This is a genomic window from Streptomyces sp. NPDC051286 (assembly GCF_044455345.1).
In the GTDB taxonomy this organism is placed as follows: Bacteria; Actinomycetota; Actinomycetes; order Streptomycetales; family Streptomycetaceae; genus Streptomyces.
In genome coordinates, this window is sequence record NZ_JBITER010000059.1 from 13,230 (window position 1) to 31,761 (window position 18,532).

An 18,532-nucleotide genomic window follows, 5' to 3' on the forward strand; every position below is an offset into this window, starting at 1 on the left:
CAGGGAGTGGGCTCCCGACGCCCTGCGACTCCGCCGGCGGCGTTGTCGTCAGTCACCGACTCCCCCACAGCCTTAACGGCGTGGGAGGTGCCCCCTCCGCGTCGACTCCCTCCTCCGCCTTGCCACCGAAGCCACATGACGCCGCTCGCTGACCCACTCCCTGTCGCGGGGGAGGCCGTAACCTTGTCGGCCGGGTGGGCGGTGTCATCGTGACGGGCGTCACCCGACGGGCGGTCTGCCCTGGATCGCCGGACGGACTGCACTGAGCGCCCGTCCGGCGAGGAGACCTGGCACGACCGTTCTCAATCGCCGGACAGGCTCGAGAGGGCCGACGGGCCCGATGCGGTTGCCAGTGGTTGCAGTTCGTCCGGGACCGGGGCTGCCGGTGCCACGTCCACCGTCCGGCGGGGTATCGAGACCCGGTGCGCCGGGTCGCGCACCTCGCCCACCAGCATTTCCAGGACGTCCTCCATCGCGACCAGGCCGAGGATCCGGCCCGATGCGTCGGCCACCTGGGCCAGATGGGTGGCGGCGCGACGCATCACCGTCAGGGCGTCGTCCAGGGGCAGCTCCGCGCGCAGTGTCGCCATCGGGCGCCAGATGTGCTGCGGGACCGCGCGTTCACTGTCCTCCAGGTCGAGGACGTCCTTGACGTGCAGATACCCCATGAACGGGCCGCCGCCCTCCGCGCAGACGGGGAAACGCGAGTAGCCGGTCCGTACGGTCAGCTCCTCGATCCTGTGCGGGGTGACCGACGGGTCCACCGTCACCAGGGCTGCCCTGGCGAGCAGCACATCAGTGACCGGCCTGCTGCCCAGCTCCAGGGCGTCCTCCAGCCGCTCCTGCGCCTCCGGTTCCAGCAGTCCGGCCTGCCCGGAGTCCTCGACGAGCCGGTTGAGCTGCTCGCTGGTGAAGACGGCCTCGACCTCGTCCTTGGGTTCGACGCGGAAGAGCCGGAGCACCAGACGGGCGCAGGCGCCCAGCGCCCTGGTGACGGGACGGCACAGCCGGGCGAAGCCGACCAGAGCCGGGCTGAGCCACAGCGCGGTCTTCTCCGGGGCTGCCATCGCCAGGTTCTTCGGGACCATTTCGCCGATGACGAGGTGGAGGAAGACCACGAGGACGAGCGCCAGCACGTAGCCGAGCGGGTGAATGAGCTCCTCGGGGATGTGGACCGCGTGGAAGACCGGCTCCAGCAGGTGAGCGACGGTCGGTTCGGCGACGGCTCCGAGGGTCAGGGAGCAGACGGTGATGCCGAACTGGGCTGCGGCCATCATCTGCGGCAGGTTCTCCAGGCCGTAGAGCACTTGGCGGGCCCTGCCGGACCCGGCCGCCGCGATCGGTTCGATCTGGCTGCGGCGTACGGAGACGAGTGCGAACTCGGCACCGACGAAGAAGCCGTTCGCCAGGACGAGGAGCCCGGCGAAGAGCAATTGGACGACGCTCACCGGGCGGCCTCCAGGACACCACGGGCGGCGGACGGCTCGTCGACCGGTTCGGCCACTTCGGCGATGCGTACGAAGCGGACCTGCTCTGCGCGGTAGTGACCGACCTGGCGGACCGAGATCCGCCAGCCCGGCAGCTCGGCCCGGTCGCCGGGGGCGGGGATCCGCCCGAGCAGATCGGCGACCAGTCCAGCCACCGTCTCGTACGGTCCTTCCGGTACGTCGAGGCCTATCCGGCGCAGGGTGAGGACCCGGCAGCTGCCTTCGGCGTCCCAGGCGGGACGGCCGTCCTCGGGGGCGGCGGCGACCAGTTCGGGCCGGTCGGCACCTTCCGCGTCGTGCTCGTCCCTGACCTCGCCGACCAGCTCCTCGATGATGTCCTCCAGGGTGACGACCCCGGCGGTGCCACCGTACTCGTCGACCACGACAGCGATCGGCTGCTCCTTGCGCAGGCGCTGGAGCAGCTGTTCGACCGGGAGTGTCTCGGGTACGAGGAGGGGCGGTACGGCGATCCGGCCCGCGGTGGTGCGCAGGCGTTCCTGGGCGGGCACGGCGAGCGCGTCCTTGAGGTGGATCATGCCGACGACCTCGTCGATCCGGTCCCGGTAGACCGGGAAGCGGGAGAGGCCGGTGGCGCGGGTGAGATTGAGGACGTCCGCCGCGGTGGCGGTCGACTGCAGGGCGCTGACCTTCACGCGCGGTGTCATGACGTGCTGCGCGGTGAGTCCGGCGAGCGACAGGGTCCGCACGAAGAGATCGGCGGTGTCCTGTTCGAGGGTGCCGGCCTCGGCGGAGTGCCGGGCCAGGGAAACCAGTTCACCGGGCGTGCGGGCGGAGGCCAGCTCATCGGTGGGTTCGACGCCCAGCAGGCGGACCAGCCGGTTGGCAACGGTGTCCAGCAGCGTGATCACCGGCCGCAGAGCAGCGGCGAAGCGGTGCTGGGGGCCGGCCACGAACCGGGCGACCTGGAGCGGCCTGGAGACCGCCCAGTTCTTCGGTACGAGCTCGCCGATCACCATCTGGACTGCGGAGGCGACGATCATCCCGATCACCACGCTGACGCCGGATACCGCCCCGTCGGGGATGCCGGTCGCGGTGAGGGGTCCGGCGAGCAGCTGGGCGAGGGCCGGCTCGGCGAGCATGCCGACGACCAGTGAGGTGATGGTGATGCCCAGCTGGGTGCCGGAGAGCTGGAAGGAGAGCTCGCGCAGGGCGTCGACGACGGTACGGGCCCGCCGGTCGCCCTCGGCGGCGGCGCGCTCGGCGTCCGGCCGCTCCACCGTGACGAGCCCGAATTCGGCCGCCACGAAGAATCCGTTGGCGAGGATGAGAAGGAATGCTGCACTCAGAAGCAGCAGGGGGATGGTCATGCCGCCGCCTCCTGGGAAGGGGCGGCGCAGGTACTACCGGACGATCCGTCCATTGATGGAGGGATTCACTCCTTGGGTCGCAGGAAAGCCCCGCCGGCCCTGGGGCCTCTGGTGCGGGGCGGGGCGCACAGGGCGCCACCGCCCTCCAGAGTAATCAAGAAGTGGCCGTGCGGGGCAGGGGGCTCAGCCGTTCTCCGTACAGGTGCCGTGGTTCTCGGCGAGTGTGCGGAGCGTACGGGCGTCGCGAATGGCCTGTTCCTTGCCGATTCCGGGCTGGATGCCGAGGGCGGGCATGCTGGTCCCGTCGCTGAGGTCGAGAAAGACCCACGGGTCGCCGACGCGCAGGTTGACGCGGAGGATCTCCGCCCAGGACAGCCGTCGAGTGCGGGTGAGATTGACCACGGTCACCCCGTGGTCGTCGGCGACGACCTTGGGGCGGCTGAGCAGCGCCAGGACGGCGAAGAAGAGCAGCGCGGTGAAGATGAAGCTGACCCGCTCCCCCGGGCCGAGCTGCTCCAAGCTCATCGCGATGACGGTGATGACGACGAACATCGCCGCTCCCACGGTCAGCAGGACCACCCGGGTGCGGGTCGGCCGGAAGGTGACCGGGAGGGTGGGAAGTTCGGGCCGGGGGGCGGGGGTGGACATGGTGGTCTTCTGTCTTCCGGGGGTGATCGCTGGCGGTACGGCCGTCAGAGGCGGCAGGCGTGGATGGCCGTGGTGAGGATGGCGCGGGCGCCGAGCTCGTACAGGTCGTCCATGATCCGCTGGGCCTCCTTGGCGGCGACCATGGAGCGGACGGCGACCCAGCCCTCGTGGTGCAGCGGGGAGATGGTCGGCGACTCCAGGCCCGGGGTGAGGGCGACGGCGCGCTCCAGGTGCTCGACGCGGCAGTCGTAGTCCATCATCACGTAGCTGCGGGCGACCAGGACGCCCTGGAGGCGGCGGAGGAACTGCTGCACCTTGGGGTCGTCCTCGGCCGCGCCCGTCCGGCGGATGACGACGGCTTCCGACTTCATGATCGGCTCGCCGATCACTTCGAGTCCCGCGTTGCGCAGGCTGGTGCCGGTCTCCACCACATCGGCGATGACCTGGGCGACGCCGAGCTCGATGGCGGTCTCGACCGCGCCGTCGAGGTGGACGACGGAGGCGGTGACGCCGACGTCGGCGAGGTGCTTGGCCACGATGCCCTCGTAGGAGGTGGCGATCGTCATGCCGTCGAAGTCCTGCGGCCCGGCGGCCGTGCCCGGCTTGGTGGCGTAGCGGAAGGTGGAGCGGGCGAAGCCGAGCTGCAGGATCTCCTCGGACTGCGCGCCCGAGTCCAGCAGCAGATCGCGGCCGGTGATGCCGATGTCGAGACGGCCGGAGCTGACGTAGATCGCGATGTCGCGCGGGCGCAGGTAGAAGAACTCGACCTCGTTGTCGGGGTCGACGAGGACGAGCTCCTTGGACTCCTTGCGCTGCTGGTAGCCGGCCTCATGGAGCATCGCCATCGCAGGCCCGGACAGAGAACCCTTGTTGGGGACGGCGATGCGCAGCATGAGGTCAGGTTTCCTTTGTGCGAAGGGGTTTTCTACGGACGTGACGTGCGGGGTGCGGAACTGTGCTCAGAGGTGGGCGTAGACGTCGTCGAGCGAGATTCCGCGGGCAACCATCATCACCTGGACGTGGTACAGCAGCTGGGAGATCTCCTCGGCGGCGGCGTCCTTGCTCTCGTGCTCGGCGGCCATCCAGACTTCGGCGGCCTCCTCGACGACCTTCTTGCCGATGGCATGGACGCCCTTGTCCACCAGCTCGGCAGTGCGGGAGGTGGAGGGGTCGCCGTTGGCGGCCTTGAGCTGCAGCTCGGCGAAGAGCTCTTCGAAGGTTTTGTTCGCCATGATGGTTCTTAGCGTACGGGGTCCGGCACCCCCGTTCAGCGCCAGGGCTCGCTGACGGTGCGTAGCGTGGCGGCGGTGGCGACGGCCGCGGTGACCGCTTCGTGCCCCTTGTCCTCGTTGGAACCTTCGAGCCCGGCCCGGTCGAGCGCCTGCTCCTCGGTGTCACAGGTCAGTACGCCGAAGCCGACCGGGACACCCGTGTCGACGGCGACCTGGGTGAGCCCGTTGGTGACGCCGTGGGACACGTACTCGAAGTGGGGGGTGCCGCCGCGGATGATCACGCCGAGGGCGACGATCGCGTCGTAGCCACGGCCGGCGAGGACCTTGGCGACGACCGGGAGCTCGAAGCTGCCGGGGACCCGGAGCAGGGTCGGCTCGTCGATGCCGAGCTCGTGCAGGGCGCGCAGCGCGCCGTCGACGAGGCCGTCCATGACCTTCTCGTGCCACTGGGCGGCGATCACCGCCACTCGCAGGTCACCGCAGTTGCGTACGGACAGTTCGGGTGCGCCCTTGCCGCTCATGTCTCTCCTACCGCTCGTTTCCGTGCTCGTTACTGGTTGCCGCAGGTCGACACCGAGGCGGTGTCGAGCCAGGGCAGGTCGTGTCCCATGCGGTCCCGCTTGGTGCGCAGGTACCGCAGGTTGTGCTGGCCGGCCTGGACGGGCATCGGCTCGCGTCCCGTGACCGCGAGACCGTGCCGCAGGAGCGCTGCTGTCTTGTCGGGATTGTTCGTCATCAGCCGGACGCCGTGGACGCCGAGGTCCTTGAGGATCTGGGCGCCTGCCGCGTAGTCCCGGGCGTCGGCGGGCAGGCCGAGCTCCAGGTTGGCGTCGAGGGTGTCGACGCCACGCTCCTGGAGTTCGTACGCGCGCAGCTTGGAGAGCAGGCCGATCCCCCGGCCCTCGTGGCCGCGCAGATAGACGACGACGCCGCGACCCTCTTCGGTGATGCGCTGCATGGAAGCGTGCAACTGGGGGCCGCAGTCGCAGCGCTGGGACTGGAAGATGTCACCGGTCAGACACTCGGAATGGACCCGGACGAGGATGTCGTCGCCGTCACCGAGGTCGCCGTGGACGAGCGCGACGTGCTCGATGCCGTCGACGGTGGAGCGGTAGCCGTACGCGGTGAACTCTCCGAACGACGTCGGCAGCCGGACCTCGGCCTCGCGGCGGACGGTCGGCTCGACGGAACGGCGGTACGCGATCAGGTCCTCGATCGAGATGATGGTGAGGCCGTGCTTGCGGGCGAAGGGGACCAGCTCCGGCAGTCGCAGCATGGCGCCGTCCTCGCCCGCGATCTCGACGATCGCTCCGGCGGGGCGGAGCCCGGCGAGCCGGGCCAGGTCGACGGCGGCCTCGGTGTGGCCGTTGCGGACCAGGACACCGCCGGTCCTTGCCCGGAGCGGGAAGATGTGGCCGGGGCGCACGAAGTCGCCGGCGCCGGCCCGGCCGCCCGCCAGCATCCGGAGCGTGGTGGCCCGGTCGGCGGCGGAGATGCCGGTGGTGACGCCGTGCGCCGCGGAGGCGTCGACCGAGACGGTGAACGCCGTGCGCATCGACTCGGTGTTGTGGGCGACCATCTGCGGCAGGTCGAGCCGTTCCAGCTCGTCGTTCTCCATGGGGGCGCAGATCAGGCCGCGGCACTCGCTCATCATGAAGGCGACGATCTCGGGGGTGGCCTTCTCGGCGGCGATGACGAGGTCGCCTTCGTTCTCCCGGTCCTCGTCGTCGACGACGACGACGGGGCGGCCGGCGGCGATGTCGCGGATCGCCTGCTCGACGGGGTCGAGGGACAGGTCCTCGGCCGTGCTGTCTTCCCGGTGCAACCAGGTGGGCTGGGCAGTCATGCCGTGGCTCCTTCCAGAGCAGGTGTCCGCGTACGCAGCCACCAGTCGCGCATGCCCCACAGGACGAGGGCGCCGTAAATGAGGTAAACGAAGCCGGAGAAGGCGAAGCCGTTGGCGAAGTTCAGCGGTACGCCGACCAGGTCGACCAGGAGCCAGGCGAACCAGAACTCGACCATGCCGCGCGCCTGGGCGTACATCGCGACGACCGTGCCGACGAAGACGTACGCGTCGGGCCACGGGTCCCACGACAGCGTCGGGAACGCGGTGAACAGGCCGCCGACGGCGACCGTGCCGAGGGCCGCGCCGCCGGCCAGGCAGGCGCGCTCGCGCCAGGTGGCGAACCGCACGGCGATGGAGCCGTCCTGGGCCTGCTGCCTGCCGCGGTTCCACGACCACCAGCCCCACGCGGCCACGCCGATGACCACCAGCTGTTTGCCCGCGCTGCCCGAGAGGTGCGCGGAGGCGAAGGCGACCAGGAGGATCACACCGGAGAGCAGCTGTGCGGGCCAGGTCCACAGGGAGCGCCGCCAGCCGAGCGCGAGGGCGGCCAGACCGACCGTGTTGCCGATCATGTCGGACCACTTGATGTGCTGGCCGAACAGCGCGAAGGCCTCCGAGTTGAGCCAGCCGACCGCGCTCACTTCGTGTCCTCCCGGTCCCGGTCGCCGAGCAGCCGCTCGACGTACTTCGCGATGACGTCCACCTCGAGGTTGACCGGGTCGCCGGGTTCCTTGATGCCGAGCGTGGTCAGGGCGAGGGTGGTGGGGATGAGGCTGACGGTGAAGTAGTCGGGCCCGGCGTCGACGACGGTCAGGCTCACGCCGTCGACGGTGATCGATCCCTTCTCCACCACGTAGCGGGTCAGCTCCGCCGGGAGGGAGATCTTCACGATCTCCCAGTTCTCGGAGAGCTTGCGCTCGACGATGCGGCCCGTGCCGTCGACGTGTCCCTGGACGATGTGTCCGCCGAGCCTGCCGCCGAGCGCCATGGGGCGCTCCAGGTTGACCCGGGAGCCGGTTTCCAGCGCGCCGAGGCTGGACCGGTTCAGGGTCTCCGCCATCACATCGGCGGTGAATTCACCATCGCCGAGGTCGACGACGGTGAGGCAGACGCCATTGACGGCGATGGAGTCGCCGTGCTTCGCGCCTTCGGTGACGACGGGACCGCGCAGGCGGAATCGGGAGGCGTCGCCGAGCTTCTCGACGGCGGTGACCTCACCCAGTTCTTCGACAATTCCGGTGAACACTCAGTTTCCCTTCCGGGCAGGGCCGGGGACGGCGGTGATGCGCAGATCGGGGCCGATACGTACGGTCTCGGTCACATCGAGGCGCAACGCCTGGGCGATGGTGGAGATTCCGGCGTCGGCGAGGGCTGCGGGGCCGGCGCCGAGGAGCACGGGGGCGAGGTAGCCGACGACCTTGTCGACCGTTCCCGCCGCGACGAAGGCCCCGGCCAGGGTCGGGCCGCCTTCGAGGAGTACGGATCGGACGCCGCGCCCGTGCAGGGCGGCAAGCAGGGCGGGGATGTCCAGGCCGCGGCCGGTGGCGGCGCGCGGCAGTCGCAGGACGGTTCCCTCGGGAAGACAGCCGGTGTCGGCGTCGTCGGCGACCGCGACCAGGGTGGGCGCCGTGGTGTCGAGGACGCGGGCGCCGGGCCGTACCGCGGTGGCGTCGGTGTCGACGACGACCCGGAGCGGCTGCACGGCGCCTTCAATGCCACGTACACCGAGCTGGGGGTCGTCCGTGCGGGCGGTGCCGGAGCCGACCACGACGGCGTCGGCCTCGGCGCGCAGCCGGTGGACGTCGGCGCGGGACTCGGCAGAGGTGATCCAGCGGCTGGTGGCGTCGGCGGCCGCGATCCGGCCGTCGAGGGTCGCCGCGTACTTCCACAGCACGTACGGACGGCCGAGCCGCACCGAGGTCAGCCAGGCGGTGTTGCCCGCCTCGGCGAGTTCGCCAAGGAGTCCCTGCTCCACGGTGACCCCGGCGGCACGGAGGGTGTCCGCGCCTCCCGTGGCCTGCGGATTCGGGTCGGCGACCGCGTACACGACACGGCTGACGCCGGCCTCGGTCAGCGCCTGGGCGCAGGGGCCGGTGCGACCGGTGTGGTTGCACGGTTCGAGGGTGACGTAGGCGGTGCCGCCACGGGCCTTCTCGCCTGCTTCGCGCAGGGCGTGGATTTCGGCGTGCGGCCCGCCGGCCCGCTGGTGGAAGCCTTCACCGGCCGGCTGTCCTTCGGCGTCGAGGATCACGCATCCGACGACCGGATTGGGGCTGGTGGAGCCGAGTCCGCGGGCGGCGAGCGCGATCGCTCGGCGCATGGCGGTGATGTCGGCTGCGGTGTCCACCGGGTCCTCCTGCCTCTTCGGGCACGGACTCCGGGGCCTGTCGATGACGACAGATGAAGCGGAACGCAACAGGGGACGCCGAAACCGAAGACACGGACGCACGTGTTCCGGGGATCCCGGACATGCGTCCGCCGACGGCGGCGTACCTGTGACGGCCCGCCGCGCACTGCCTCCCATCCGGACTTTAACCGTCGGTCCAGGAATCCCACCTGGTCAACCGGCCGCTGGATGCGGACGGGTCGCGGACTATAACCGCCGGTTCGGAATTGCACCGACCCCGGAGTGCGCTGCTACTGGTACACGGTCAGTGTGCCACGCCCGCTCATGGGCCATGCGAGGGAGTGCCTGTGGAGTGGCTCACAGACAGGCCTGGGGAGCCCTCCGTACGGGGTCGTATCCGGACATCCCGCGAAGGATGGTCCAGACCTATTGACTCAGTGGTCTAGTCCTTTTAATCTCTGCGTCACCTCCGAGGAACGGCCCCGCGGTGTGCGCACGCCCGTGGCCCAACACGACCCACCCCCTTACCAGTTGTGTTCCGCCGACCTCCCCAGGAGGAACGACACGTACTGTCCCCCACTCGTGCGAGAGCCACCCTGCTCGCAGCCGGCGTAGCCGTCGCCGGACTGCTGATGGGCTCGCTCGCCGCCACCCCGTCGGCCGCTGCCGACCAGGAGTCCTGTCGCCCTACGGCGCCCTGGTGAAGACCCTGCGCGAGAAGCTCGACCGGGCGTCCGCAGCCGACGGCAAGCACTACCTGCTGAGCGTCGCCGCACCGTCCTCCGGCTATCTGCTGCGCGGCATGGAGACCTTCCAGGTCCAGAAGTACCTGGACTACGTCAACATCATGTCGTACGACCTGCACGGCGCCTGGAACGAGTACGTCGGCCCGAACGCGGCACTCTTCGACGACGGCAAGGACGCCGAACTCGCCCAGGCGAGCGTCTACTCGACCTCGCAGTACGGCGGCACTGGCTACCTCAACACCGACTGGGCGTACCACTACTTCCGCGGCTCGATGCCGGCCGGCCGGATCAACATCGGTCTGCCGTACTACACCCGCGGCTTCAAGAACGTGCAGGGCGGTACGGACGGACTGTGGGGCAAGGCCGCCACGACCACCTGCCCGGCCGGCGCCGGTCTGACCAAGTGCGGTGACGGAGCCGTCGGCATCGACAACCTCTGGCACGACGAGGACGCCAACGGCCAGGAGGCACCGGCCGGTTCCAACCTGATGTGGCACGCGAAGAACCTCGAGAAGGGAATCGTCGGCGACTACGTCACCGACTACGGGTTCACCGCGGGCACCGAGCTGACCGGCACATACGTCCGCAAGTACGACTCCACGCTGGTCGCCCCCTGGCTGTGGAACGCGGAGAAGAAGGTCTTCCTCTCCACCGAGGCCGAGCAGTCGGTGTCCGCCAAGGCGGACTACGTCGTCGACAGGGGCATCGGCGGCACGATGGTCTGGGAGCTCGCCGGGAACTACGGCTGGAACGCCGCCAAGGGGCAGTCCGAGCGGGGCTCCACCCTCACCACGGCAATGTACGACAGGTTCAAGTCGGCCACCCCGTACGACGCGAAGCGGTCCACCATCGATCTGCCGGCCCAGGCACTCGACATCGACGTGTCCTTCGGCCAGTTCCCGCTCGGTGACTCCAACTACCCGATCAGCCCCAAGCTCAAGATCACCAACAACACGAAGACGACGCTGCCGGGCGGCACCGAGTTCCAGTTCGACTACTCGACGTCGGCCCCCGCCAACGCCAAGGACCAGTCGGGCTTCAACACGACGAGCGTCCGCAGCGGCCACACCGCCGCGAACAACATCGGCGGTCTGAAGGGCGACTACAACCGCGTCTCGCTGAAACTGCCCACCTGGCAGACACTGGCGCCCGGCGCCTCGGTACAGGTGGACTTCGTCTACTACCTGCCGACCTCCACGCCGTCGAACTGGACGGTGGCTTTCGGCGGGAAGTCGTACGCCCTGACCGCCGATCTGGCGCGCGGCACCACGGTGGTCGAGCCGGGCACGGGGACGAGCCCGTCGCCCGACCCATCGACCAGCCCCGGCCCGTCGACGAGCCCGGGCCCGGATCCGACCGGTGGCACCTGCTCGGCGGCCGCCTGGAGTACGACCGCGGAGTACGGCGCGGGCGCGACCGTGGGCTACGGCTCGCACCAGTGGAAGGCCAAGTGGTGGACGAAGGGTGAGACGCCCGGCACCACCGGCGACTGGGGTGTCTGGCAGGACCTCGGCGTCTGCTGACCCGACGACCATGACCGCCCGGCGGTGATCGGTTGCGCTGCCAAAACTCGCGAACATCACCCGCCCATGGATTTGGGTACCTCCCAAACCCATGAACAACTGACGGCACTACTCGTGAATAAGACCGACCGGCACATGGGAGGCGGCGTCGCGGGGCTGGGCACGCACATCTGCGGCGTTGTCGTCGGTCAACAACTCCCCCATAGCCCCGAAGGCATGGGGGGACCCCCCTTCGCGTTGCCTCCCTTCTCCGCCTTGCAGCTGCACGCACCCAGCCCCGCTCCTTCTCCCACCCCCCATGTGCCGGTCGGTTTAAAGCCACAGGGCCCGAAACGCCGACGGGGTCTTCCACGCATCGAGTACCCCGATCACAGAATCAACCGTGCGAATGGCGTTCACGACTGTGCGGGCGTGGAGCCGCCTGTTCGGTGTGACCATGCCTCGCGCACGATTCATGAATGGGACCCGGTCGAGGCCGACGCAAACGGACCCCGACACGAGTCAACGGACGCTCCGGCATTACCATGACGCTGATCTTTTCCGCGGAACGCGCCGGGCCGGACGAACAGCACCGGGCACCGCACGGACATACAGGGAGCGACCATGGGCGGCCTCGGCGTGCGCTGGACCTTGCACGGCGACGGAAAGACCCCCGCACCGGGGGCCGTGGTCCGGCCCGACGAGCGGCTCTCCTGGCCCCGTACGTTCGGGCTCGGCGCCCAGCACGTAGTGGCCATGTTCGGCGCGTCGTTCGTCGCTCCCGTGCTCATGGGTCTGGATCCGAACCTCGCGATCATGATGTCGGGTGTCGCGACGGCCATCTTCCTGCTGGCCACCCGCGGCCGGGTGCCCAGCTACCTGGGCTGCTCGCTCTCCTTCGTCGGCGTGGCCGCGACCATCCGGGCCAGTGGCGGCGACAGCTCTGTCGTCACCGGGGCGGTCTTCGTCGTCGGCGCGGCGCTCTTCCTCGCGGGTCTCGCGGTGCAGCGGTTCGGCGCTCGGATCATCCATGCGGCGATGCCGCCCGTGGTCACCGGCGCCGTCGTCATGCTCATCGGCTTCAACCTCGCACCGGTCACCGCATCGACGTACTGGCCGCAGGACCAGTGGACCGCGCTGGCGGTGATGCTGTTCACCGGAATGGCCGTCGTGTGCCTGCGCGGATTCTTCTCGCGTATCGCGATCTTCCTCGGCCTGGTCTTCGGCTATGTGCTGTCCTGGGTCCTGGACCAGGTCTTCGGCAAAATCCATTCACCGGCGGGCGGCGCCGAGGTGGTCGACCACTGGCGGCTCGACCTGTCGGGTGTCTCCAAGGCCGACTGGATCGGACTGCCGTCCTTCCACGCCCCGAGCTTCGAGTGGTCCGCGATCCTGGTCGCGCTGCCGGTGGTGATCGCGCTGATCGCGGAGAACGCAGGGCACGTCAAGGCCGTCGGCGAGATGACCGGTGACCCGCTCGACGACAAGCTCGGCACCGCCATCTCGGCGGACGGCGTGGCCTCCATGCTCTCCACCGCCGTGGGCGGCCCGCCCAACACCACGTACTCCGAGAACATCGGCGTCATGGCCGCCACCCGCGTCTACTCCACCGCCGCGTACTGGGCCGCCGCCTGCTTCGCCCTGCTGTTCGGCCTCTGCCCCAAGTTCGGTGCGGTCGTCGCCGCCATCCCGGGCGGGGTCCTCGGCGGCATCACCGTCATCCTGTACGGAATGATCGGTCTGCTGGGCGCCCAGATCTGGATGAGCGGCAACGTCGACCTCCGTAACCCGCTGAATCTGGTACCGGCCGCCGCGGGCATCATCATCGGCGTCGGCGGGGTCAGCCTGAAAATCACCGACAACTTCGAGCTGAGCGGAATCGCCCTCGGCACCATCGTCGTGATCACCGGCTACCACGTGCTTCGGGCCTTCGCCCCGGCCCATCTGAAGACCCAGGAGCCCCTGCTGGACGCGGGTACGTCCTCGTACGACGACACCAAGCCGCCCACGCAGTAGCCACGCCCGGCAGAGATTCCGAGGGCCGACCGCTGGCTGGACCGCGGTCGGCCCTCCGCTGTGACGCCGGGCCGGCCCGGCTGACCAGGTCGCCAGGAGTCATCTCGCGGAGGTCGTCCCGCCATCCTTTCGGTCTGACGGCGCCTTGCCAGAACCCTGACGGGAGCTACTGGCCGTGCAGGCTACTCGTCGTCGTCCCCGCCCTCGTCCTCGTCTTCGCCTTCGAAGAAGTCGCCGATCTCGTCGACGACTTCGGCGGCCACCATGCCGCCGACCACACCCACGGCCAGGCCCGCGGCGCCGGCCGCGATGGCGGTGCCCATGCCGGGCCCGGAGCGGTGCCCGTGGTCGTCGTGGCCTTGGTGTCCGCCGTGGCCGTGACCCTTGTCGGCGTGCGTGCCGTACCCGCTGTGCCCGTACGGGTCGTGCGCCGCGTGCGGGATGTGCGGGGTGTGGCCGTATGGGTCGTGGCCGAGGAGCTGGTTCATCCAGGTCTCGACCTCGGCGTTCCAGTTGCGGCCGGCGGCCTCGTGGTGGCCGTAGGAGAAGCGGGTCAGCGCGTCGTGGCCGCCGTGGAAGAGGCCTCCGTGCTTGTCCGCCTCGATGACGACCTCCACGCCTGCCGGGGAGGCGAGGAAGGTGACCTCGATCTCGCTGACCTGGTGGGCGTACTGCGCGGGCGGGGTGAGTTCGATCTCCTGGTAGAAGGGCAGCTGCTGGCCGGTGCCGTGGATGTGCCCGTACTCCAGGTCGGCGGACTTGAAGGCGAAGCCGAGTTGGCCCAGGGCCTCCAGGATCGCTTCCTGGGCGGGCAGCGGCCGTACCGCGAGCTGGTCGAGGTCGCCCTTGTCCTTGGCGCCGGCCACCCCCAGCTCGGTCCGCACGCCGAGAATGATGCCGAGCGGCTGCCCGTACAGCTCGGTGATCGGCGTCTCGTGCGGCAGCGGGAAGGCGAACGGGACCGAGCGCAGCCCGCCCTCGGCCAGGCGGAAGCTGCCGCCCACGGTCGTGCGGTGGAAGACGACCGTGCCCTCGGACTCGCCGTGGTCGTGCTCGGCCTCCACGCGGGCGACCAGTTCCAGGGTGATGTGGTCGATGGTGAAGTCGGCGTTCCCGCCCCTCAGGTTGACCTGACCCGACAGGGTCCCACCAGGGACGGCGGCGATCGGGTCCAGGACCGTGTCCACCTGCGGGCCGCCCACACCGAGCGAACCGAGCAGCTTCTTGAACACCATGACGGCGTTCCCCTTCTCGTGTACGTGATCTTCAAAGAACCGGACGGGGGCAGGCGTCGCCATGGAGCCGGCGCCTGCCCCGCCCGGAGGGGTGTTACTTCGCGACGTCGAGCGTGACCAGCGCCTGCGCCCAGCGGGCGTACTTCAGATCGGCGAGGTCGGCGACAGTCTTGATCCCGAACGCCTCCTTCAGCAGCTCGCCCTTCCGGTCGAAGACGCCCTTGAGCGCGGAGACGGGAGCTGCCGGCACCTTTCGAAGCCACGACAAGCCCCTCCCAAGAGGCAGTTGACCAGCATTCAGGCACGTGCAACCGGCTGGAACCCGCCCCATGCCCTCTACATCGCTGTAGAAGAATAGGGGCAGGACAGGCTCTGGTGATGCCCTCGCGGCACCTTCGGGTGGAAAGTCTGAAAAGCGCTCGCTGTCGGGAGCTCAGGGCGCCCGAAGTGGCATTTTTACGACCGCTTTACCGTTGTGTCGGTGACACTGTCTCACCGACCAGCACCTGCCGGCCGCACCCGCGGCCGGCCGAGAAGGAGAAGGAGCACCAGACCCGCAATGGGTGAACCTCCCAGTTGCCGCCGTGCCACACCCAGCCCGAAAACTGTTGAGCCGGGAGCGGGGGTGGCACGGTGACAGAGCTACTGCTCCTCCTGCTCGCCCTCGCTCTGACGCTGGCGTGCGCGGTGTTCGTTGCGGCCGAGTTCTCGCTGACCACCGCCGAACGCAGCGAACTCGAAGCTGCCGTCGCGGCCGGTGAACGCGGCGCCGACAGCGCGCTGAAGGCCGTCAAGCGCCTGACCTTCCAACTGTCCGGCGCCCAGCTGGGCATCACCGTGACCTCGCTGGTCATCGGCATGCTCGCCGAGCCGTCGGTCTCCGCCCTTCTGCACGGCCCGCTGACCGCCGCCGGCCTGCCCGAAGGGGCGGTAGGCACCACCGCCACCCTGCTGGGCGTGGTGGCCTCGACGGTGGTGCTGATGGTGGTCGGCGAGCTGGTGCCGAAGAACTGGGCGATCTCCCGCCCCGTCGCCGTGGCCAAGGTGGTCGCCGGCCCGCAGCGGGCCTTCACCGCCGCGTTCGCCCCGCTGATCCGCCACCTGAACAACACCGCCAACCGCGTCGTGCGCCGGTTCGGCATGGAGCCGGCCGAGGAGCTGGCGCACGCCCGCACCCCGGAGGAGCTGGTGGCACTGGCCCGCCATTCCGCACGCCAGGGCGCGATCGAGGCCGACTCCGCCGAGCTGTTCGTCCGCACCATCCACCTGAGTGAACTGACCGCGGAGAACGTGATGACCCCACGCGTGGACGTCCGCGCCCTGGAGGTGCACGCCACCGCCGCCGATGCCGCCGGCCTCACCCTGGCCACCGGCATCTCCCGCTTCCCTGTCTACAAGGACACCCTCGACGAGGTCATCGGCACCCTCCACATCCGTGACGTCCTTGCCCTCGACGACGACGCCCGGGCCACGACCCTGGTCACGGAGCTGATGACCACCGCACTGCTGGTGCCGCACTCCCTCCCGGTCGACACCCTCCTCGGCCGACTGCGGCTGGCCCGCACCATGGGCGTGGTCATCGACGAGTACGGCGGCACCGCCGGCGTCGCCACCGTCGAGGACATCATCGAGGAGGTCGTCGGCGAGGTCCGCGACGAGCACGACCCGCACGAGGTCCCCGACCTGATCGAAAGGCCCGACCCGGAGGGCCGCAAAATGTGGGAAGCAGACGGCTCGATCCGACTCGACCAGCTTGCCGAGATAGGCCTCGAAGCCCTCGAGGGGCCGTACGAGACACTGGCCGGCCTGATTGCCACCCACCTCGAACGCATCCCCACCCCCGGCGACACCATCACCGTGGACGGCTGGGACCTGACGGTCCTGGACATAGACCACCACCGCGCCGACCGCATCCACCTCACCGCACCCGCGCCTACTGCCGACACTGACAAGACCGCTTCCGGGGAGGAGGCCCGATGACCGCGATCCAGCTCCTGATCGGTGCCCTCACCCTGGTCACCAACGCCTTCTTCGTCGGCGCCGAGTTCGCCCTGATCTCGGTACGCCGCAGCCAGATCGAACCCGCTGCGGTGAGGGGCAACCGGCGCGCGAAGGCGGCCCTGTGGGCACTGGAGCACCTCTCCGTCATGCTGGCGACCGCTCAGCTCGGCATCACCGTCTCCTCCCTCGTCCTGGGCGCAGTGGCCGAACCGGCGATCGCTCACCTGCTCGAGCCGCCCTTCCACGCACTCGGCGTACCCGAGCCCCTGATCCACCCGATCGCCTTCGTCATCGCCCTGACCCTGGCGACCTACCTGCACATGCTGATCGGCGAGATGGTGCCGAAGAACATCGCGCTCGCCGCCCCGGCTCAGACCGCACTGCTGCTCGGCCCACCTCTGGTCGCCGTCACCCGGGCCCTGCGGCCGGTGGTCTTCGGTATCAACGCCTTCGCCAACGGCCTCCTGCGGCTACTGAAGGTCGAGCCCAAAGACGAGGTGGCCGCGGTCTTCACCGACGACGAACTCGCCCGCCTGGTCAAGGACTCCTCCGCCGCCGGCCTGCTCGACCCTGCCGACGGCGAACTCCTCCAAGACGCCCTCGAACTCGGCAAACGGCCCGTCGGCGACATCATGGTGCCCCTGGCCCGGGTGGCCACCGTCGCCCACGACACCACCCCCCGCCAGCTCGAACGCACCGCCTCCGAGCATGGCTACTCCCGCCTGCCCGTCACCGGCCCCGGAGACGAGCTGCTCGGCTACCTCCACATCAAGGACGCCCTCGCCGCCGAGCACTGTGACCAACCCTTCCCCCGCGCCTCCCTGCACCCGATCACCAAGATCGGCCTTGAGACGCCGCTGGACGACGCCATGACCGCCATGCGCGCCGCCCACACCCGTCTGGCCGCCGTGACCGGCAGCAAGGGGACGGTCATCGGTCTGGTCACCATGGAAGACGTGCTGGAGGAACTCGTCGGGGCCGCCGCACTCCGCTGACACGGCCAACCTGGGCGGCCTCACGCGTGCAGACACCCAGGCAGGTCGATCAGTTGCTGTTTCCTGTCCGGTAGGGCCGAACTGCTCTTCATCAGCACAGTGACCTGGCCGCACCCTCCATGGGCGCGGTAAACAGGCCCCGCGTACGAAGTGAGACTCGTGGAGCCCCGCAGTCTCCTCAGGGCTGTATGCACCAACGGGTTGCTTGAATGAAAGCCCGTCAGAACCCCCAGACTCATCGAAAGTCAGGTTGACCATGTTCTCCCCTTTAGTTGACCCCCCTGACTCGCGCGGCCGCACAAAGGGCCGAGGCCCGGTCGCGGCGCTGACAGTCGCGGCGTTGGCATCGGTCCCCCTCGTGGCAGGCTGCGGCGGCACGCAGGCGACCTCCGCGCCGGCCATTAGCTCGTCCGCCCATGCTGGTTCATCGGGTTCCGCCGACTCCATTGACAAGGAGCGGACGTCCAACGCCGCCCGAGAAGTGTCGACGAGCCCCCAGCCGTCCTCGACCAATGCTGTCAACCAGAACTCCCAGGAAGTAATCGCTTCAAAGGGGGACGCCAAGGTCTATACCCCTGTCCGCACCAGCGCGGGATTCACCGTGCCCGTGGAGATCGTCAATACCGGCACGGACCGGGCACTTTACGAGGTCGACATTCGTGTACAGGGTTCGGGGGGCTTCAGCGCGACAGCACGCGTCAGTACCGATGTCGTCGGCGTCTACCCAGGTGGTTCATGGCCCGTTGAACTCGCAGTCGCCGACCCTGGCAAGCCGGTGCCTCAGCACCCGCGAGTGACCATCACGCGTATATCGAGGCAAGAGTTCACATAGCAGGAAGATTCTGGGCGGCGCCACTCGGGACGCCGGCCTCAAAATTTCGTGACGGCCCGTCGGATTCTGCGACGGTTCGTCTCGGCGGCAGTGCTCACTCGAGTTGCCTCGGCTGTGACCTTCGGCGAAGGCTGAGGGACGATTCCCCCGCACACGGAACGCGAACCTACCTTTCACAGCGCCTCCAACGACGTGCGGCCGTGGGGGGGGGGGGGGGGGGGGGGGGGGGGCGCGCGGGGGGCGGGGGGGGGGGCCCCCCCCCGGGGGTGGGCGACCGAGGGGGGGAGGCGGGGCGCCGCCAACACAACCCCCCCCCG

The 18,532-nt window shown here is 69.5% G+C and carries 15 protein-coding genes, 1 pseudogene and 1 riboswitch; of the genes and pseudogenes, 4 read left to right on the forward strand and 12 right to left on the reverse strand.

Annotation, left to right across the window (positions count from 1 at the left end; all coding sequences use genetic code 11):
* Positions 1–302: 302 nt before the first annotated feature.
* The 10 genes from ACIBB8_RS33325 to ribD all read right to left on the reverse strand — a co-directional run bounded on the left by ACIBB8_RS33325 (position 303) and on the right by ribD (position 8,888).
* The gene (locus tag ACIBB8_RS33325) at positions 303–1,448 is read right to left on the reverse strand and encodes a hemolysin family protein (RefSeq protein WP_398958531.1); all 1,146 of its coding nucleotides are present in this window, start codon (positions 1,446–1,448) and stop codon (positions 303–305) included.
* Entirely contained in the window at positions 1,445–2,815 is a 1,371-nt protein-coding gene (locus ACIBB8_RS33330) for a hemolysin family protein (protein WP_398958533.1), read from the reverse strand. The genes ACIBB8_RS33325 and ACIBB8_RS33330 overlap by 4 nt, the downstream gene beginning before the upstream one ends.
* A 183-nt stretch (positions 2,816–2,998) precedes the next feature.
* Positions 2,999–3,463 carry a PH domain-containing protein gene (locus ACIBB8_RS33335; protein WP_398958535.1) on the reverse strand — a complete coding sequence of 155 codons (465 nt, stop codon included), beginning with the start codon at positions 3,461–3,463 and terminating at the stop codon, positions 2,999–3,001.
* A 44-nt stretch (positions 3,464–3,507) separates the two neighbouring features.
* Positions 3,508–4,356, reverse strand: coding sequence for an ATP phosphoribosyltransferase (gene hisG / locus ACIBB8_RS33340; RefSeq protein WP_358861546.1), 849 nt, complete (start codon positions 4,354–4,356; stop codon positions 3,508–3,510).
* Between the two features lie 66 nt (positions 4,357–4,422).
* A complete protein-coding gene (locus ACIBB8_RS33345) occupies positions 4,423–4,695 on the reverse strand; it encodes a phosphoribosyl-ATP diphosphatase (RefSeq protein ID WP_018524273.1) in 273 nt (90 codons plus the stop codon).
* 35 nt (positions 4,696–4,730) lie between these two features.
* The gene (ribH, locus tag ACIBB8_RS33350; protein ID WP_398958538.1) at positions 4,731–5,216 is read right to left on the reverse strand and encodes a 6,7-dimethyl-8-ribityllumazine synthase; all 486 of its coding nucleotides are present in this window, start codon (positions 5,214–5,216) and stop codon (positions 4,731–4,733) included.
* Between the two features lie 29 nt (positions 5,217–5,245).
* Positions 5,246–6,541, reverse strand: coding sequence for a bifunctional 3,4-dihydroxy-2-butanone-4-phosphate synthase/GTP cyclohydrolase II (locus ACIBB8_RS33355; RefSeq protein ID WP_398958540.1), 1,296 nt, complete (start codon positions 6,539–6,541; stop codon positions 5,246–5,248).
* Positions 6,538–7,182: a nicotinamide riboside transporter PnuC gene (locus ACIBB8_RS33360; RefSeq protein ID WP_398958542.1), complete on the reverse strand. Its 645-nt coding sequence runs from the start codon at positions 7,180–7,182 to the stop codon at positions 6,538–6,540. Before ACIBB8_RS33360 ends, ACIBB8_RS33355 begins: the two co-directional genes overlap by 4 nt.
* Complete coding sequence (locus tag ACIBB8_RS33365; protein ID WP_398958544.1) at positions 7,179–7,787, reverse strand: riboflavin synthase; 609 nt, start codon at positions 7,785–7,787, stop codon at positions 7,179–7,181. The genes ACIBB8_RS33360 and ACIBB8_RS33365 overlap by 4 nt, the downstream gene beginning before the upstream one ends.
* Positions 7,788–8,888: a bifunctional diaminohydroxyphosphoribosylaminopyrimidine deaminase/5-amino-6-(5-phosphoribosylamino)uracil reductase RibD gene (gene ribD / locus ACIBB8_RS33370; RefSeq protein ID WP_398958547.1), complete on the reverse strand. Its 1,101-nt coding sequence runs from the start codon at positions 8,886–8,888 to the stop codon at positions 7,788–7,790. It abuts the gene before it with no gap.
* A gap of 159 nt (positions 8,889–9,047) precedes the next feature.
* Positions 9,048–9,178: riboswitch (FMN riboswitch) on the reverse strand.
* A 398-nt stretch (positions 9,179–9,576) separates the two neighbouring features.
* On the opposite strand from ribD, the pseudogene ACIBB8_RS33375 reads away from it, so the two are divergent.
* Together ACIBB8_RS33375 and ACIBB8_RS33380 are read left to right on the forward strand one after the other, a co-directional pair.
* Positions 9,577–11,157, forward strand: a pseudogene (locus ACIBB8_RS33375) (chitinase C-terminal domain-containing protein); the annotation flags it as partial.
* 603 nt (positions 11,158–11,760) lie between these two features.
* Positions 11,761–13,152: a solute carrier family 23 protein gene (locus ACIBB8_RS33380; RefSeq protein WP_358861538.1), complete on the forward strand. Its 1,392-nt coding sequence runs from the start codon at positions 11,761–11,763 to the stop codon at positions 13,150–13,152.
* A gap of 182 nt (positions 13,153–13,334) precedes the next feature.
* On the opposite strand, the gene ACIBB8_RS33385 is transcribed toward ACIBB8_RS33380, so the two are convergent.
* Together ACIBB8_RS33385 and ACIBB8_RS33390 are read right to left on the reverse strand one after the other, a co-directional pair.
* Complete coding sequence (locus tag ACIBB8_RS33385) at positions 13,335–14,387, reverse strand: sporulation protein (protein WP_398958549.1); 1,053 nt, start codon at positions 14,385–14,387, stop codon at positions 13,335–13,337.
* Between the two features lie 94 nt (positions 14,388–14,481).
* Positions 14,482–14,688 (reverse strand): hypothetical protein, encoded by a 207-nt coding sequence (locus tag ACIBB8_RS33390; protein WP_398958557.1) that lies wholly within the window; start codon positions 14,686–14,688, stop codon positions 14,482–14,484.
* A 332-nt stretch (positions 14,689–15,020) separates the two neighbouring features.
* Between ACIBB8_RS33390 and ACIBB8_RS33395 the strand changes: the two genes are divergently transcribed.
* Positions 15,021–16,367 (forward strand): hemolysin family protein, encoded by a 1,347-nt coding sequence (locus tag ACIBB8_RS33395; protein WP_398958551.1) that lies wholly within the window; start codon positions 15,021–15,023, stop codon positions 16,365–16,367.
* On the forward strand, positions 16,364–17,383 hold the full coding sequence (locus ACIBB8_RS33400; RefSeq protein WP_398958554.1) for a hemolysin family protein: 1,020 nt from the start codon (positions 16,364–16,366) through the stop codon (positions 17,381–17,383). The genes ACIBB8_RS33395 and ACIBB8_RS33400 overlap by 4 nt, the downstream gene beginning before the upstream one ends.
* The last annotated feature ends 1,149 nt before the right edge of the window (positions 17,384–18,532 follow it).

Coding starts and splice junctions, on each gene's coding strand:
- ACIBB8_RS33330 (WP_398958533.1), bottom strand. CDS start 2,815: ATGACCATCCCCCTGCTGCTTCTGAGTGCAGCATTCCTTCTCATCCTC.
- ACIBB8_RS33335 (WP_398958535.1), bottom strand. CDS start 3,463: ATGTCCACCCCCGCCCCCCGGCCCGAACTTCCCACCCTCCCGGTCACC.
- hisG (WP_358861546.1), bottom strand. CDS start 4,356: ATGCTGCGCATCGCCGTCCCCAACAAGGGTTCTCTGTCCGGGCCTGCG.
- ACIBB8_RS33345 (WP_018524273.1), bottom strand. CDS start 4,695: ATGGCGAACAAAACCTTCGAAGAGCTCTTCGCCGAGCTGCAGCTCAAG.
- ribH (WP_398958538.1), bottom strand. CDS start 5,216: ATGAGCGGCAAGGGCGCACCCGAACTGTCCGTACGCAACTGCGGTGAC.
- ACIBB8_RS33355 (WP_398958540.1), bottom strand. CDS start 6,541: ATGACTGCCCAGCCCACCTGGTTGCACCGGGAAGACAGCACGGCCGAG.
- ACIBB8_RS33380 (WP_358861538.1), top strand. CDS start 11,761: ATGGGCGGCCTCGGCGTGCGCTGGACCTTGCACGGCGACGGAAAGACC.
- ACIBB8_RS33385 (WP_398958549.1), bottom strand. CDS start 14,387: ATGGTGTTCAAGAAGCTGCTCGGTTCGCTCGGTGTGGGCGGCCCGCAG.
- ACIBB8_RS33400 (WP_398958554.1), top strand. CDS start 16,364: ATGACCGCGATCCAGCTCCTGATCGGTGCCCTCACCCTGGTCACCAAC.